20 protein-coding genes are annotated in these 14959 nt (G+C 65.3%); 9 read left to right on the top strand and 11 right to left on the bottom strand.

All coding sequences use genetic code 11. The features are described from left to right. Positions 1-171 precede the first annotated feature (171 nt). Positions 172-804, bottom strand: a complete 633-nt coding sequence (locus ACSC1P_RS14680) for a rubrerythrin family protein (RefSeq protein ID WP_435360942.1) — start codon at positions 802-804, stop codon at positions 172-174. Between the two features lie 88 nt (positions 805-892). Here ACSC1P_RS14680 and ACSC1P_RS14685 point away from each other — a divergent pair, with 88 nt between their 5' ends. Further along, entirely contained in the window at positions 893-2053 is a 1161-nt protein-coding gene (locus ACSC1P_RS14685; RefSeq protein ID WP_435360943.1) for an MBL fold metallo-hydrolase, read from the top strand. Next, positions 2050-2895, top strand: coding sequence for an AAC(3) family N-acetyltransferase (locus tag ACSC1P_RS14690; protein WP_435360944.1), 846 nt, complete (start codon positions 2050-2052; stop codon positions 2893-2895). Before ACSC1P_RS14685 ends, ACSC1P_RS14690 begins: the two co-directional genes overlap by 4 nt. A gap of 19 nt (positions 2896-2914) precedes the next feature. Here ACSC1P_RS14690 and ACSC1P_RS14695 read toward each other — a convergent pair whose 3' ends face one another. Beyond that, entirely contained in the window at positions 2915-3244 is a 330-nt protein-coding gene (locus tag ACSC1P_RS14695; RefSeq protein WP_435360945.1) for a 2Fe-2S iron-sulfur cluster-binding protein, read from the bottom strand. Positions 3245-3354: 110 nt separating this feature from the next. Between ACSC1P_RS14695 and ACSC1P_RS14700 the strand changes: the two genes are divergently transcribed. Beyond that, positions 3355-4725 (top strand): geranylgeranyl reductase family protein, encoded by a 1371-nt coding sequence (locus tag ACSC1P_RS14700; protein WP_435360946.1) that lies wholly within the window; start codon positions 3355-3357, stop codon positions 4723-4725. Here ACSC1P_RS14700 and ACSC1P_RS14705 read toward each other — a convergent pair. The 3 genes from ACSC1P_RS14705 to ACSC1P_RS14715 all read right to left on the bottom strand — a co-directional run bounded on the left by ACSC1P_RS14705 (position 4722) and on the right by ACSC1P_RS14715 (position 7001). Further along, complete coding sequence (locus ACSC1P_RS14705) at positions 4722-5324, bottom strand: plastocyanin/azurin family copper-binding protein (RefSeq protein WP_435360947.1); 603 nt, start codon at positions 5322-5324, stop codon at positions 4722-4724. The genes ACSC1P_RS14700 and ACSC1P_RS14705 overlap by 4 nt on opposite strands. A 42-nt stretch (positions 5325-5366) precedes the next feature. Beyond that, positions 5367-6641: an amidohydrolase gene (locus ACSC1P_RS14710; protein WP_435360948.1), complete on the bottom strand. Its 1275-nt coding sequence runs from the start codon at positions 6639-6641 to the stop codon at positions 5367-5369. A gap of 78 nt (positions 6642-6719) precedes the next feature. Continuing rightward, positions 6720-7001, bottom strand: a complete 282-nt coding sequence (locus ACSC1P_RS14715) for a hypothetical protein (protein WP_435360949.1) — start codon at positions 6999-7001, stop codon at positions 6720-6722. 87 nt (positions 7002-7088) lie between these two features. Here ACSC1P_RS14715 and ACSC1P_RS14720 point away from each other — a divergent pair, with 87 nt between their 5' ends. Together ACSC1P_RS14720 and ACSC1P_RS14725 are read left to right on the top strand one after the other, a co-directional pair. Beyond that, positions 7089-8120 carry a YihY/virulence factor BrkB family protein gene (locus ACSC1P_RS14720; protein ID WP_435360950.1) on the top strand — a complete coding sequence of 344 codons (1032 nt, stop codon included), beginning with the start codon at positions 7089-7091 and terminating at the stop codon, positions 8118-8120. 107 nt (positions 8121-8227) lie between these two features. After that, positions 8228-9370 carry a YihY/virulence factor BrkB family protein gene (locus tag ACSC1P_RS14725; RefSeq protein WP_435360951.1) on the top strand — a complete coding sequence of 381 codons (1143 nt, stop codon included), beginning with the start codon at positions 8228-8230 and terminating at the stop codon, positions 9368-9370. 81 nt (positions 9371-9451) lie between these two features. Here ACSC1P_RS14725 and ACSC1P_RS14730 read toward each other — a convergent pair whose 3' ends face one another. Further along, the gene (locus ACSC1P_RS14730) at positions 9452-9796 is read right to left on the bottom strand and encodes a 30S ribosomal protein S10 (RefSeq protein ID WP_435360952.1); all 345 of its coding nucleotides are present in this window, start codon (positions 9794-9796) and stop codon (positions 9452-9454) included. 140 nt (positions 9797-9936) lie between these two features. On the opposite strand from ACSC1P_RS14730, the gene ACSC1P_RS14735 reads away from it, so the two are divergent. Together ACSC1P_RS14735 and ACSC1P_RS14740 are read left to right on the top strand one after the other, a co-directional pair. Then, entirely contained in the window at positions 9937-10374 is a 438-nt protein-coding gene (locus tag ACSC1P_RS14735) for a bis(5'-nucleosyl)-tetraphosphatase (protein ID WP_435360953.1), read from the top strand. Between the two features lie 351 nt (positions 10375-10725). Next, positions 10726-11802 carry a DUF5787 family protein gene (locus ACSC1P_RS14740; protein WP_435360954.1) on the top strand — a complete coding sequence of 359 codons (1077 nt, stop codon included), beginning with the start codon at positions 10726-10728 and terminating at the stop codon, positions 11800-11802. A 27-nt stretch (positions 11803-11829) separates the two neighbouring features. Here ACSC1P_RS14740 and ACSC1P_RS14745 read toward each other — a convergent pair whose 3' ends face one another. From ACSC1P_RS14745 to ACSC1P_RS14755, 3 genes are read right to left on the bottom strand one after another with little or no spacing between them, the layout of a single operon-like run. Continuing rightward, on the bottom strand, positions 11830-12063 hold the full coding sequence (locus ACSC1P_RS14745) for a hypothetical protein (RefSeq protein WP_435360955.1): 234 nt from the start codon (positions 12061-12063) through the stop codon (positions 11830-11832). Positions 12064-12103: 40 nt separating this feature from the next. Next, positions 12104-12949, bottom strand: coding sequence for an Nmad3 family putative nucleotide modification protein (locus ACSC1P_RS14750; protein ID WP_435360956.1), 846 nt, complete (start codon positions 12947-12949; stop codon positions 12104-12106). A 25-nt stretch (positions 12950-12974) separates the two neighbouring features. Next, positions 12975-13481: a DUF5797 family protein gene (locus ACSC1P_RS14755; protein ID WP_435360957.1), complete on the bottom strand. Its 507-nt coding sequence runs from the start codon at positions 13479-13481 to the stop codon at positions 12975-12977. Positions 13482-13572: 91 nt separating this feature from the next. Here ACSC1P_RS14755 and ACSC1P_RS14760 point away from each other — a divergent pair, with 91 nt between their 5' ends. Then, entirely contained in the window at positions 13573-13830 is a 258-nt protein-coding gene (locus tag ACSC1P_RS14760; protein ID WP_435360958.1) for a DUF5789 family protein, read from the top strand. Between the two features lie 64 nt (positions 13831-13894). Continuing rightward, a complete protein-coding gene (locus ACSC1P_RS14765; RefSeq protein ID WP_435360959.1) occupies positions 13895-14215 on the top strand; it encodes a transcription factor S in 321 nt (106 codons plus the stop codon). 48 nt (positions 14216-14263) lie between these two features. On the opposite strand, the gene ACSC1P_RS14770 is transcribed toward ACSC1P_RS14765, so the two are convergent. Next, positions 14264-14665 carry a hypothetical protein gene (locus tag ACSC1P_RS14770; RefSeq protein WP_435360960.1) on the bottom strand — a complete coding sequence of 134 codons (402 nt, stop codon included), beginning with the start codon at positions 14663-14665 and terminating at the stop codon, positions 14264-14266. A 40-nt stretch (positions 14666-14705) separates the two neighbouring features. Continuing rightward, entirely contained in the window at positions 14706-14936 is a 231-nt protein-coding gene (locus ACSC1P_RS14775; RefSeq protein WP_435360961.1) for a DUF7333 family protein, read from the bottom strand. Between the last annotated feature and the right edge of the window lie 23 nt (positions 14937-14959).

Raw genomic sequence — 14959 nt, forward strand, 5'->3', positions numbered from 1 at the left:
CAGGTCGACAGGGCGATGGTACCGCCGTCCTACTCGGCGGCCACCGCCGAATTCGTCTTCACTTCGATTCTCGCACCGCCGAGCTCGCTGTTCGTCACGTTCTCGACTCTCTAACTCCCATTGGCTGAAGTCCAGACGACCAATCGCGGCGACGACGGGCAGCCAACGGTCTCAACAGATGGGCTTCGGGTCGACGCCGAGTTCGGTGAGGGAATCGGCGTAGTCGTCGTACGCGAGCTGGACGACGTACTCGGCGACGGCCTGTGCGCGCTCCCAGTCCTCGTCGTCGGTACAGAGGTCGTCGAGCAGCGCGAGTCCCATGTCGATTTCCTCCTCGGTCTCGCTCCGGAGGTCGCGGAACAAGTTCGCCCGGTTCTCGTCGGCCTCGTTGACGTAGAACGAGATTATCTGGAGGTGTGTCTTCGAACTGACCAGCCCGCGTCCGAGCAGTCCCGCAGCGACTCGCTCGATGGTGTCGTCTCGGTTTCGCAGGTAGGTGTGGAGTGGGCCGACGCTGTCTGGCTCTGCCCGTGTCCCCAGACACTCGACGACGCGGTCGTAGTGCTCGGCCTCCTGTTCGGCGACCTCCTCGAACACGTCGCGGGCGTCCGGTTGGTCCTCACTGGCGGCCCACGCCGCGAACGTCTCGCGGGCGAGGTACTCGCTCATCGCGGCCGCGCGGAGTATCGACGGCTCGTCGAGTTCGGCGTCCGTCAGCGCGATGAGGAGCTTCGAGGAGCCGAGGCGGTCGAGTTCGTTCGCTTTCGCCGATTCGACGGCCTCACGTAACGCGGTCGCGTCCATACCGGACCAACTTCTGCCGGCGGCTTGAACGTTACCGTGGGTCACTATGACGGGGTGTTTATTTTCTCGACGCTCGTACCGGTGTGGCATGAGCGTACACTCCGAATCCGACGGGTCGGTGCCGTCGGTCTCGCCGGCCGTGCTCCACGAGCGGCTGCTGGCGGGTGAAGCCGTCACCATTCTCGACGTGCGCGACCGGGACGAGTTCGAGTCGTGGCACGTCGACGGGCCGTCGGTCACCGCGCGCCAGATTCCGCACGTGAAGTTCGTGCAGGCAGAGGTCAAGGGAACCGCGGCGGATCTCGTCGCAGACGTGGCCGAACCGATAATCGCGGTGTGTGGTGAGGGAGAAGCGAGTCGACACGCGGCTGGCCTGCTGGTCGACGCCGGTGTCGACGCCTACAACCTCGCCGGTGGGATGGATGCGTGGGCGGAACTGCTGGTCGCGCGTGAACTCGACGACGTCCCAGGCACCGTCATCCAGTACGACCGCCCCGCGAGCGGTTGTCTGAGCTACCTCGTCGTCGTGGGCGACGAGGCCGTCGTCGTCGACCCGCTCCGCGCGTTCACCCACCGGTACATCGAAGACGCGAACGAACGGGGGGCCGACATCCGCTACGCCGTCGACACGCATGTCCACGCCGACCACGTTTCCGGCGTCCGGGCGGTGGCCGCCGAGAGTGATGCCGAACCCGTCCTGCCCGAACTCGCCAGAGAACGCGGACTGGCGTTCGACGTGCGACCGGTCGCAGACGGCGAAGCATTGTCAGTCGGCAATGCCCAGCTCAAAGCGATTCACACGCCGGGCCACACCAGCGAGATGACCGCCTTCGAGTACGACGGCGTGCTGTTCGCGGGCGACGGGCTGTTCCTCGACAGCGTCGCCCGGCCCGACCTCGAAGACGGCGACGAGGGCGCGCCCGACGCGGCCCGACAGCTCTACCACACGCTGCAAGAGAAGGTGCTGACCTACCCCGACAGTGTCCGACTCGCGCCGGCGCACTACGGCCCGAACTCGCCCCGTGCCGACGACGGCACCTACACGGCGACCATCGGCGAGGTGCGCGACCGACTCGACGCACTGTCACTTCGTGAGGACGACTTCGTCGAGTTCGTCCTGGCCGATATGCCGCCGCAACCGGCGAACTACGAGCGTATCATCGACGCGAATCTGGGGCGCGAGTCGCTCTCCGATGCGGACGCCTTCGAAGTCGAACTCGGACCGAACAACTGCGCGGCGACACGATGAGCGAACAAGACGCGGTCGACCGCAGCAGCGACCCGATAACTGTCGACCGGCTCGTGAGCGACCTGCACGAACTCGGCGTCGAACCGGGCGACACCATCATCGTGCACAGTTCGCTCTCCGCACTCGGGTGGGTCTGTGGCGGTCCTCCGGCCGTCGTCGACGCACTCTGTGCGGCCGTCACCGACGCCGGGACGGTCGTCTGTCCGACCCACTCCGGCGGCTACTCTGACCCCGATTACTGGGAGAACCCGCCAGTCCCCGACGACTGGAAAGAGCGCATCCGGGAGACGATGCCCGCCTATCGGCCCGCCGTGACCCCGACGCGCGGCATGGGCGTGATTCCGGAGACCTTCCGGACGTACCCCGGTGTGATTCGCAGTCGCCACCCGACGGTCTCGTTCGCCGCGTGGGGTGCCGACGCCGAATCCGTCACCGCCGACCACAGCTACGACGAACCGCTCGGCGAGGAGTCCCCGCTGGCCCGCGTGTACGACCTCGGCGGGAAGGTGCTGCTCCTCGGCGTCGGCTACGACCGAAACACGTCGCTTCACCTCGCGGAGTACCGTGACGAGCATCCCCCGCAACTGAAGGCCAACGGGGCACCGATTCTCGAAGACGGCGAGCGAACGTGGCTACGCTACGCCGACCTCGAAGTGTTCTCGGACGACTTCCCGGACGCCGGCAGGGCGTTCGAGGCGGAGAACCCGGACGTGGTCAGCATCGGTCCCGTCGGTGCGGCCACGGCGCGACTGTGCGACCAGCCAAAACTCGTCGATTTCGCGGCGGAGTGGTTCTCGGAACACAGACCCGACAGTCTGCCGAACGTGAACGACGTGTACTGAGTGAGAACGAAGAACCGAATCAGTCGTCTGCCGCGGCCGACTCCGAGACGCCGGCAGCGTCCTCTTCGATGCTCGGCGGGTAGACGCCGCGTTCGAGGACGAGGTCGGACTGCGGGCGCGCCATGCAGGTCAGGGCGTACTCCTCCTTCTCCTCGTCGGTGAAGGCGCGCGCGGCGGGCTGGGTGACCTCACCCTCGACGATTTTGGCGGAGCAGGCCAGACACATGCCCACCCGGCAGGAGTACTCCTGTGCGATTCCCTCTTCGATGCACCGCTTGAGGATGGTCTGTTTGTCGGAGACCGTAATCTCCTCGCCCGTCCCCACGAATTCGACGGTGTAGTCGGTCATGCTGGCGAATTCACCAGTCCGGACCAAAACTCTTTATCCCTTTTGTGGGTTCAGCGCGACGACAGAATCAGGTGGCAAACGTTTTTTCGCTGCGGCGAACACGGCAATCCATGACGACGCATTCGTTCGACGTGGCCATCGTCGGGGCCGGAACGTCGGGCTGTTACGCGGCTGCGACCATCGCTGGAGCGGGATACGACGTGGTGGTCGTCGAGCGAAAGGACGAGCAAGAAGCGGGCCACATCGCTTGCGGTGACGCGCTGAAGGGTGCGGACGCCTTCCCCGAGGCCATCCCGAAGTCCCAGATTCAGTCGGCGTTCACCAACACGGGCGTGGACCACGGCCGCTTCGAGATTCCGCAAGAGGACACCGTCCTCGAAATCCCCGTGCCTGGCGAACTCGCGGTCATCGACCGCTGGGAGTACGGCCGCCTCATCATCAAGGGAGCCAAACAGGCGGGTGCGACCTTCCACTACGACACCGTCGTGCAGGACGTGGTGCAGGCCGAGGACGGGACCGTCACGGGCCTGCGCGCGAAGCGCAAGGGCGAGGTCGTCGAGTACGAGGCCGAGCTGACCATCGACGGCGCGGGCGCGCTCTCGCTGCTGCAGGACAAAGTCCAGTTCACGGACTCCACGTTCGACACGAACGTCAGTTACTCGCAGTTCTGTTCGGCCTACCGTGAAATCGTCCACGTGCAGGAACCGGTCGAGTGGGACGACGCCCTCGTCTTCAAGCCGACCGAGCGCGCCGCGGGCTACCTCTGGTACTTCCCGCGCACCGAGACCGAGATAAACGCCGGTCTCGGCTTCCAGATGACCGAGGAGCCGATGAAGCTCGTCGAGGACCTGAAGTACGACCTGCGCAACCGGCCCGAGTTCGAGGGCGCGCGCGTCGAGGACAAACTCGGCGCGGCACTGCCGACTCGGCGACCCTACGACTCGGCTGTCGCGCCCGGCTACATGGCCATCGGCGACGCGGCGGGGCACGTCAACCCGACGACCGGCGGCGGCATCGCGGGCGCAGCATACGGCGGGAAGTACGCGGGCGAGCAAGCCATCGAGGCGCTCGAATCCGGCGACGTGAGCGAGGCCGCGCTGTGGAACTACAACGAGCGCGTCATGGACCACTTCGGCGGTCGCTTCGCCGCCCTCGACGTGTACAACATCCTCTCGACCGCGGTCGACGTCGACGACCTGATGGGCCTCATGGCCGCGCTCCCGGGCGAGAAACTCGCCGAGGCGCTGTACGAGGGCAGCACGCAGATGAGCACGATGTTCAAACTCCAGTTGGCCATGAAGAGCTACGGCTACTGGCGCCAAATCTACCAGTTCTACAAGACGAAACAGCGCGCCGACGAACTGCTCGCACACTACGAGGAGTACCCCTCGCGGCCGAGCGAGTTCGGCATGTGGCAGTCCCGACGTGACTCCCTGATGGAGAACGTCTACGAGACGACCGGCGCGGAAGCGAAGTACTAGACCGCGCCGCGACGACCTTCGTCGTCCTCTCCTTCGTAGTTCCCGCCGAAGTGGATGAAGACGTACACCAGTCCGAGTACCGCGAGCATCGCCGACACCATCGCCGCACCGATGGCCAGCGCGCTGTCCGGGAGGAGCGACGTGGCCGGTTCTTCCGCCGGTGCACCGCCCTCACGGACTTCGAGTTTCGCGACCATCCCGACGTTCTCGTGTGGGATGCAGAAGTACTCGTACGACCCGAGCTCGGTGAACGTGTGCGTGTACGTTTCCCCTTTCTCGACGCTTCCGCGCGGGTAGTTGTTCCGAGCGTTCGACTCGCTGCTGAAGTCGCCGCTAGCGAAGTACGCCGCAGCGTCCGGAATCGCGTCCTCGTAGGCAGTCACGGTGTGGCCGACGTTGCCGACGGTTATCCAGCGGACCGTATCACCCGGTGCGATGATGAGGTCGTCCGGGTCGAACACCAACGAGTCGGTCATGTCGACGGTGTGTGTCGTCCCCTCCTGTGCGGTCGTCGTCGATGCGAGTGCGAGCGCCGATGTCCCCCCCAGTAACCTGAGGAAGTCCCGACGCGTCGCTGCAGGGTCGGTTCGTTCCCTCATACCTAAACAGAGGCGTCGGATGCGTAAAGCGAAATCGCGTGGTCAGGGACGCTCTGCAGCGACCCGCTCGATGGCTGACGCGAGTACGTCGACGCCGAGTGGAAGACTGTGCTCGTCCACGTCGAACGTGCTCGTGTGATGGCCACCGGGGTGGTCGGTGCCGACGCAGATGTACGAGGCGAGGCCACCCTTCTGCTGGACGGCTTCCATCAGGTAGGTCGCGTCTTCGCTGCCGCCGAGGGCGTCGCGCTCGACGAGGCTGTCCACGTCGACGTTCTCGTTCGCGATGTCGCCGACGAGGTCCACGAGTTCCTGGTCGCTGGTCGCGCTGGGTGCTTCGCCGCCGACTTCGACCTCGACCTCGCAGTCGTGCATCGCGGCGGCCGATTCGAGGACGCTCGTCGCGCGCTCGTCCATGTAGTCTTTGAGGTGGGTCACCTCGCCGCGGACCTCACACTCCATGAAGGCGTGTTCGGGCACGATGTTCGCGGCGGTCCCGGCGTGGAGCTTGCCCGCGTTGACCCGCGTCGCGCCGTCGGAGTGCCGAGCGATGCCGTAGAGGTTCTGGACCGCCGTGGCGAGCGCCTGGACCGCGTTCTTGCCTTCCTCGGGCTTCGCCCCCGCGTGGGCGGGCGCGCCGGTGAAGGTCACGTCGAGGTGCTTCACCGCGAGGAAGTCGTCGATACCGGCGACGATTTCGCCGGTCGGGTGGTCGAGGCCGAGGTGGACCGCGAAGAGGTAGTCCACGTCGTCGAGGTGGCCGGAGTTGGCCATCGCCTTGCCGCCGCCGACGACCTCCTCTGCGGGCTGGAAGAAGACCTTCAAGGTGCCAGCAAAGTCGCTCTCCTGTACTGCTTTGACGACGCCGAGACCGAGCGTCGCGTGCCCGTCGTGGCCACAGGAGTGCATGTAGCCCTCGTGTTCGGACCGAAACCCGTTCGCCGTCGGGTGGTGGCTGTCCTCGTCGGACTCGCGAATCGGCAGGCCGTCGATGTCGACGCGCAGGCCGACTGTCGGCCCTGCGCCCTTGTCGATGACGGCGATAGCGCCGGTGTTGCCTCCCCGGAGCTGGTCGAGAATCTCCTCGTCTGCACCCTCTTCGCGCGCCTGCTCGAACCACGTGTCGAGTTCGGCGTCGTCGGGAACCGCCATTCGGTCGTCGGCCGCGAGTGTCTCCGGGCCGACGTACAGCTCGTCTACGTCCAGTCGTCGAAGTTCCTCCACGACGCGACTCGTCGTCCAGAACTCGCGCCAGGCGGGCTCTGGGCGACGATGGAACTCACGCCGCAGCGACACTAACCAGTCGGAGTCTACCATACGCGGGGCGACGCACCGGACGTACTTAACGGGACAGACACCGGCGTGCGGTGCGTGTTCGGTGATGTCGTCGCAGAATCAGGTTTCGGCGGACTGGTGGCGCATGTAGTACGCAGCCCCGGCGACGAGTGGGACGATGAACGCACCGACGTAGTACTCGGGGCCGAGTCCGTCACCACCCGCGTGGTTTCGTAAAAACACTAGCAGCAGGCCACCGAAGATGAGGTTCACCACGGCGAGTTCGGTCAGTGGGTCGGTGCCGACCGCCACGGCCAGCGTCGCCGTCACCGAGTACAGCAGCATCGTGAGGAGGACGGCCCGGAGTGAACCGGTTCTGCGGCGGGAGTCGTCGTGCGACATCTGTCGTGAGTTTCGGGCAAGACGGAAATAGTTCCTCCGGGGAGCGACGAAGCGAGCTTTATCCTACCAGCAGGCGTAGGTGACTGGGTGAAACCGAGTCGCGTAATCGAGGTCGTACGCGCCGTCCAGCGCGAGGTCAAAGCCGAGAACCTCACCTTCATGGCGGGGAGCATCGCCTATCACGCGTTCATCTCGCTGCTCCCGTTCATGCTGGTGTTGCTCGCCGCGCTCACCGCCATCGGCGGGGAGCGACTCGCACTCGACGTGGTGTTCAGCATCGGGTCGTACCTCTCGCCGAACGCGGGCGAGTTACTGACCGAGACGGTCCAGCGCGCGACGGCGAGCGCGGGCGTCTCCATCGTCGGTATCGTCGCGCTGGTGTGGGGGACGCTCAAAATCTTCCGAAGCCTCGACACCGCCTTCTCGGACATCTACGAATCAGAGGCGGAGAACACGCTGGCCGACCAACTTTCGGACGGGTTGGTCGTGTTCGTCGCGGTCGGCCTCGCCGCCGCAGTCGCGGCCGGAATGGGGACGCTCGTCTCGGTCGACGGGTCGCTCGTCGGACAATCGCTCGGCTTCGTGATGCTCGTCGCCGGACTCACGCTCGTCTTTCTGCCGATGTACTACGTCTTCCCGGACGAGGACGTGACGCTCCGCGAGGTCGTCCCTGGGGCCGTGTTCGCAGCGGCCGGGTGGGCGACGTTGGAGTCTGTGTTTCAGTTCTACGTCGCTGTCGCCGGCAAAGCAGACGCCTACGGTGTCGTCGGGGCTATCCTGCTGCTCGTCACGTGGCTGTACTTCTCGGGACTGGTGGTGCTCGTGGGCGCGGCGTTGAACGCGGTGCTTGCCGGACGCTCGGAAGACGTGGCCGCCCTGTCGTGGAACGTCGCGGCCACGACCGAGGCCGACCACGACGCACTCGACGACGACCTGGCTCGGCTCGACGAAGCCTTGCAAGACGGCGGGCCGGTGACGGTCCGCGTCGGCGACTGCGAGGTGACGCTGCCCGCACCGGACACGGCGGAGGCCGAGAGCGAGCGAATCAGTCGCCCGAAACTCCTCGGTGGGAGCGAGCGCGGTGGCCGCGTCGTCCTGTCGTGGCGTCGTCGCGGGTGACGCCGACCGGAACGGTATCGAGAGGATGAACATCACGAAACCGCGAATTTTCCCGTTCTAGCTGTGTAGGCCGCCACTTTTCCCGTTTCGGACACGGAGTTCGACCGATGACAGCCCTCGGCGGTCGCGTCCGCGACGTCTGCCGTGGCATCTACCGGGAGGTCCGCGCCGAGAACGTGACGTTCATGGCGGGGAGCATCGCCTACCACGCGTTCGTCTCGCTCATCCCGTTCTTGCTCGTCGTCGCCTCGGCGTTCCGTCTCGCGGGCGAGCCCGCACTCGGGCAGGCCGTCGTCAGCACTGTCGGCGGGTACGTCTCGCCGACGAACGCCGAAGTCCTCACCAAGGCGGTCACGGCCGCGACCGACGACACCAGCATCACCGTGGTCGGGTCCGTGACACTGCTGTGGGGGATGCTCAAGATATTCCGCGGCCTCGATACCGCCTTCTCCGACATCTACCACGTCGAAGAGAGCGGCGGCGTCGTGGGCCACGTCGTGGACGGGATAATCGTCCTCGTCGCAGTCGTCCTCGCCGTCGTGGTCGCCGCAGCCGCGGGAACCAGTTTCGCCGTCGACTCGGCGACCCCCTACGACCCGGTCGTCGATTACCTCGCACTGTTCGGCGGCGTCTCGCTCGCGCTGTTCCCGATGTACTACGTCTTCCCCGACGCGCCAGTGACCGTGCGCGAAGTCCTCCCGGGAACCGTCTTCGCTGCGGTCGGTCTCACCGCCGTCGAGACGACGTTCAAGTACTACGTCGATATCGCTGCGTCGCAGACGTACGGCGTCATCGGGACCGTCCTGTTGCTCGTCACGTGGTTGTACGTCACCGGCGTCATCATCCTGCTCGGAGCGACCATCAACGCGGTGCTCGCCGGGCGGACCGAGACAGCCGACGAGATTTCGTGGACTTCTGACCCACCGCCGCAGGACTGGGAACGACTCGTGGCAGACCTCGACGAACTGGACGAGTTGCGAGGGACGGCGACTCGCATCGTCGTCGAAACCGAGCGCGGGACGGTCCAGCTCCCGCCACCGACCGAGACGACCGTCCACACTCGTCACGTCGCGCGCCCCGGCCCCCTCGGCGGTGAAGAACGAGACGCGTCGGTCAACCTCCGCTGGGAGTACGGCGACCCGGACGACGACCCCGAGGACGGCACACCGGGCGAAGGAGACGAGACATCGGACCGCCAGGCCGTCCGAGACCCGACAGAAAACTCACGCAAACCGTCACGCGACGACTGAGCAGAGAAAGAGAGCGAGGGAGAGCGAGAAAAACGAGACGAGTAGCCGACAGCGCGAGTCGAAGACGGTCGCGCAGTCGACTTACGACCCCATCGAGCGAATCTGCTCGACTTCGACTTCGACGTGAATCGACTGCGGGAAGTCGCGCCCGGCGACGGAGCGTGCGAGTTCGTCGTGACCGACGATCTCTATCTGGCGGCTGTAGACGGTGTAGTTCCAGTTGCCGAACGTCCTCGGCTCTGCCTCGGCGTCGTCGTCGGCCGCGGGTCGGCTGTGCAGCGGGACGTGCAGTCGCTCCGGTGGCGACGAGTGCGGCCCCTTCATCTCTGCTCCCTTCCGGGAGACTGTCTCGCTGATGTCCTCGACGACGGACTCGAGGACGGCTCTATCGCCGCTCTGTAGTGTGAGACGTGTGACGAAACTCATTGTCGGTTGTATTGTGTGTGGGCGTTCAGCGTCAAAAAGGCATTGAGATGTGTTCGTGGATGGCCGCGAGACGCGCCGGACGAATCGCTGGCGCGGTCGCTCCGATATTCTCTTAACGGGTGCTTGTTTACCAATGGGTAATGGCAGTCGAAGCTACGAGCGCAGGTGCCATCCTCTACCGGGACACGCGGGGCCGGCGTGAGTATCTACTGCTGAAGAGTCGCCCGGGCGACTGGGAGTTTCCAAAGGGCGGCGTCGAAGGGGACGAAGAACTCCAACAGACGGCCATTCGAGAAGTAAAAGAGGAAGCAGGCATCCACGATTTCCGTCTCATCGACGGATTCAGAGAAGATTACGACTACGTCTTCGAGGCGAACGGGAAGACCATCCACAAGACGGTCCACCTGTTCATTGCGAAGTCCTACGAGGCGTCGGCAGAACTGTCGAAAGAACACCGCGACCTGCAGTGGCGCGACTACGACCAGGCGATAAACACCGTCACCCAGGACGGTCCACGTGAGATACTCGAAGACGCACACGAGTTTCTCGACGACTTAGAGAAGAACGGCGGCATCTAGCCCGCCACCGGCCCCGCGGGCCGTCTCGATTCTTTATCCCCCTTCGTTCTACATCTCTGAGCGACTGCCTCGACGATGAGGACTTTCGCCGTCCTCGTGACGGGACCCACCATACACTCTGGCGCGCGAAGACTCGCGGTCTCGGCCGCGAGTCCGCGCGAGGGACGAACGAGACGGAGTCGAGTGAGGAGGATGGGGAGGTCGAGGTGCTGTGCAGTGGCGGTGCGGTCCATCTTCCATCGGCAGTCGTGAACTGCTCGTCGACACTGACAGTCCCGACGACGACCGGAGCGAACCAAGACGATACCGAACACCGAAACGCCTTCGACCCACCCGAACCCAGACTCGGCTATGCTTCCCGGCGACGACTCCGAGTTCGCGTTCGAGTTGCGCGTCTGTCGCTGGGCCGAGGCGAACTGGCCGCCCGAGGGCGAGACGGATTCGGAAATCCTCGTCGCGCGCCAACTCGGCACCCGGCGGCGACGCTGGGACACCATCGTCCTCGAATGCGACCCCGAGGGTCTGCGCCAGCGGGCGAACTTCGGGCGCGCGGCGCTCGACTCGGACCTGCTCCACGTCGTCCGGAACGCGCCCGAAGGCTGGACCTACTACCGCGACTGCCTGCCGGACCCCGGCTACCCGTGGCGCTACGTCCGCGAGGCCATCCACACCGCGAGCGACCGCGGTATCGTCGACGATCGAAAGCAGGGGAACAGAATCGAGATTCGGCGAAAGTGGGCGTACCCGGACTGGGTCGAGCGAATCGTCGCCATCGAGAACAAACCGGACCTGGACGCGAGTGCGGCCCGGGAACTGCTCGCGCAGGTGGAGTACGACGTGGCACTCTCGCTGGCCGACGAGGCGTGGGTCGCCACGCGCGAGACCGGCGAGCGTGCCGAGCCGGTGCTGTTCGAGGGGATGCCCGTCGAAGCCGGGATTTTGACCGTTGTTGCTGGAACCGCTGAGATGACCGGCACAGCGACCACCACCGCCAACGTGGCCTGGCACGCTGGCAGTCTCGCCGTTTCCGACCCCGGAACGCGAATCCTCGACCGACCCGACGGCGGCGAGTTCGACGCCTCAGCAGCGAGTTTCGAGTACGCCGACCCGGAGTGGAAAGCGCAGAAGCGCGCCGAAATCGCAGAGCGGGCGTACGAACGCGGCTGGCGGTCGTACGTCGACACGATGCGCCCGGACTGTCGGCACTTCGAGCTTCGTGCCGATGGCCCGCTCATGCCGTGGTGTGCGACGAAAGGGCACTGCCCGACCGCGGGCGAGTGTTCCGGTCGGTGTGGCGAGTTCGAACCCGAACCGCCCATCTGGCGGACGAAGGGCTGGCCCATCGAAGGTGGGCCGGGAAAACGGGTGAAGGCGTTGTTGGCGGGGCGGCGGGCGCGTCGGCGACCCGGATTGGAAGCAGACGAGTGAGTGCGTTGTCTACTCTCTGTCGCAAAATTAGGTTGTCTCGGTCGATAGGAGGCCTCCCTCGAAGAAGTCGACGACACGGGGCCACATCGCTACGGCGAACATGATTCCACCGCCGAGCATCCCGGCGTAGATGCCGAACCAGAGGAACAGCGTCGCCGGGAAGTCGAAACTGTAGCGGGCGCTCTCGACACTCGCGTAGAGGATATTCGCTAGCAAAAGTGCGTAGAGCGGCGGCCACGGGTCACGATAGCCTTCGGACATGGCCCGTGATTTATACGAACTGATGATAAATCGAGGGGTATCAGTCCGAGAGGACAGCTCGAAACGATTCCACATCCAAGTCACAGACGACGGCCGGTTTCCGCGTCAGGCCTGCTTTGTCGCCTCGTTCGTCACTGTCGGGGTCGTGTGCCGGTTTCACGACGGAGAAGTCCCGGGCGAAGTCGTCGGCGAGGTAGTAGCCGCGTCGTTCGCCGCCGAACGCCGAGAAGACGCTCAGTTGTGGGCCAGCACGCTCGAACAGGCCGCAGTCACTTGCGCCCTCGCTGGCATCGTCCCCGACTTCGGGACCATCCAGCAGGACGACCCGGCGGTCGTTGCGGTATGGCACACCACCGACCGCCCGCAGCGTATGGGCGTTGTCGGGATGACGAGCCAGTTTCTCGCGCTTCGTCTCGGGGTCGTCGTCGGGTTCGACGACGGTCTTTCGCGCGACCGGGAACCAGCCGACGAGATAGCGATGCAACCGGCCATCGGCGTCTTCCAGTCCGGTGTAGAACCCGACCGCGTCCTCGTCGGGTACGAGGTCCGCCAGTCGGGAGACGTAGCCCGGCCGGTGTTCGCCGTAGGTCAGGGCGTCGAAGTTCGGGTCGTGGTGGGGCGGATAGTCTGCAATCTCGGTTGGGTCGGTGAGTCGCGCGCCATCGCCATCGGGGTCGGGCGTCAGGCTGGCGATGGTCTCGGCCATCGTCGCGTCGCTGTTGCGACACTTCAGGTCGCCGTAGGTCCGCGGTTCGGCCGTCTCGTGCGTCTTCTCCGGAATCGGGACGTACTCGAACCGGCCGTCGTCGCCGATGCGCGGGACGCGAGAATCGTGAAAGGAAACGTTGGTGGTGTCCGCGCCGATGCCGCAGAGGACGACGGTCATAACCGGTCGGTCGTCAGTGCGGGAATCACGCCGACGAGACGCTCACTTCCACTTCGTCGCGGGCGACGGCGAGACGGAACGTCGGCACGGTCGTGTAGACGACTTCGACCACGCCCTTGCGCCGGAGCGACTGGAGCGACGAACGAACGTCGTCGACTTCGGGGTCGTCGCCGTACTCCTCGCGAAGGTCGTTGAGGACGCTCACGACGCTCTGGCCGTCCTCGTCGGGACCGGCCAGAACCGCGATGATGTGCGCCTGTAGCTCCGGAACGCTGACCGCGCTCGGGACGCCGCCTGCGTCCTCGTCGGCCTGCACACCGGGTTCCACGTCGACCATGTCGTTCGCCTCGGCCGTCGCCCGGATGAGGCTGTTGTCGTCGCGGTAGTAGTAGTCCTTCAACTCGTTCTCGAGGTACTGATGGACCTCGCTACCGCTCTCTAACCCCCACCGCTCCTGCAGTTCCGCGTTCTTTGTCGGCTGGAGTTCGACGATGTCTGCCAGCCGCTCGCGGGCCTCGTCCGAGAGAGTCATCAGGCGGCGGTACGCAGGACCGCTATTTGGTAGTTCTGCCTGGCGAGTTCAGGCCACACCAGTCAAGCGTCTTCACGTCGTATGGTGGCGTATGGCACAACAGGTAAAGCTCAACGACCTCGAACGCGTCCTCGACGACCTCTCGTATCCCGTCATGCGAGACGACGCGGCCGTCGAACTGTCCGACATCACAGTCGCCCTCGCCGATGGCGAGACGAACCTCGGGGAGGTCGTCTCCGAGACCCAGAGCGATTCGTTCGACTCGCCCGACGACCTCTACCTCGAACTCCAGAGTATGCTCCCGATAGAAGCCGTCGGCGAGCCGGGGCAGTCAGAAGGAGAAGGGTAAATCGAGTAGGGGAGGGGTGAAGCGGGTATCTTAAGTTTCCCGACCGGCGTATGACCTGCTAGCAATGGAGTTCTGTGACGAATGCGGTTCGATGATGAAAACGGAGGGAGACTATTGGGTCTGCGGGAGCTGCGGCCACGAGAAAGCCCGCGACTCCGTCGCCGAAGCGTCGATGGTGACGACCGAGGCACAGGAGGTCAGCGAAGTCGTCGACGTGAGCGACGCCGAGGACAAGGGCCTCGCGCGCACCGACGCTCGCTGTCCCCAGTGTAGCAACGAGGAAGCGTACTGGTACATGCAACAGATTCGCTCGGCCGACGAGTCCGAGACGCGCTTCTTCATCTGCACCGAGTGCGAACACAAGTGGCGCGAAGACGACCACTGAACTGAGCGCACCACCTTTCACTTTCTTCACTCGCCCGGTTGACGGCCGTCACTCGGCCGGCCGGTCTCGATACGCGACCCAGAGCGCTGGCACTGTGACGGCGAACACACCGGCCAGCGCCAGCCCTGCCCACGAGAGTTGCCCGGGCACGTAGTCGAGCACCGGGCCGAGGACGAGTAAGAGGACGCCGAAAAGCGCCGGCCCCATCGTGGCCAACGGTCGTGCCCCGTGCCGACCGACCCACGAGAGCGCGAGGAGCGAGAGTCCGAAGACGACGGCGATGCCGTGGACGACCTGTACGATGCCCGCGGCCGACGGGTCGGCGTCCGTCAGCAGGTAGAGTGGACTCGCGACGAACACGAGACCGACCAGCGCGTCGACGACGGCGAATCCCCGGCCGACCGTCGTCGGGTCGATGCCGCCCAGCAGTTGCTCTAGCGGGTCGCTCATTGCTCGAAACTCGATTGGTCGGCAGAAATGACTTTCCGTTCTAGTCGTCGGCCGTACTCGGGGTCGACGGCGCGGTGGCGTGGGCCGCGCGCCACTCGCCGTGTTTGACGCCCAACGCGAGACAGATGGCTCCGAAGACGAGCATCGAGGGCGTGACCATCATGAGGATGGTGCTAGTCTCCATCGGCACGGGCGACGCGATGAGACCGACGACGCCCAGCGCCACGATGGCGACGAAGACGACTGCGGTTCTGGTGAGGTCGAACTCCATACGAAACGTATGTCTTGCATGTG

It is taken from the genome of Haloarchaeobius caseinilyticus (assembly GCF_051207395.1).
GTDB lineage: Archaea > Halobacteriota > Halobacteria > Halobacteriales > Natrialbaceae > Haloarchaeobius.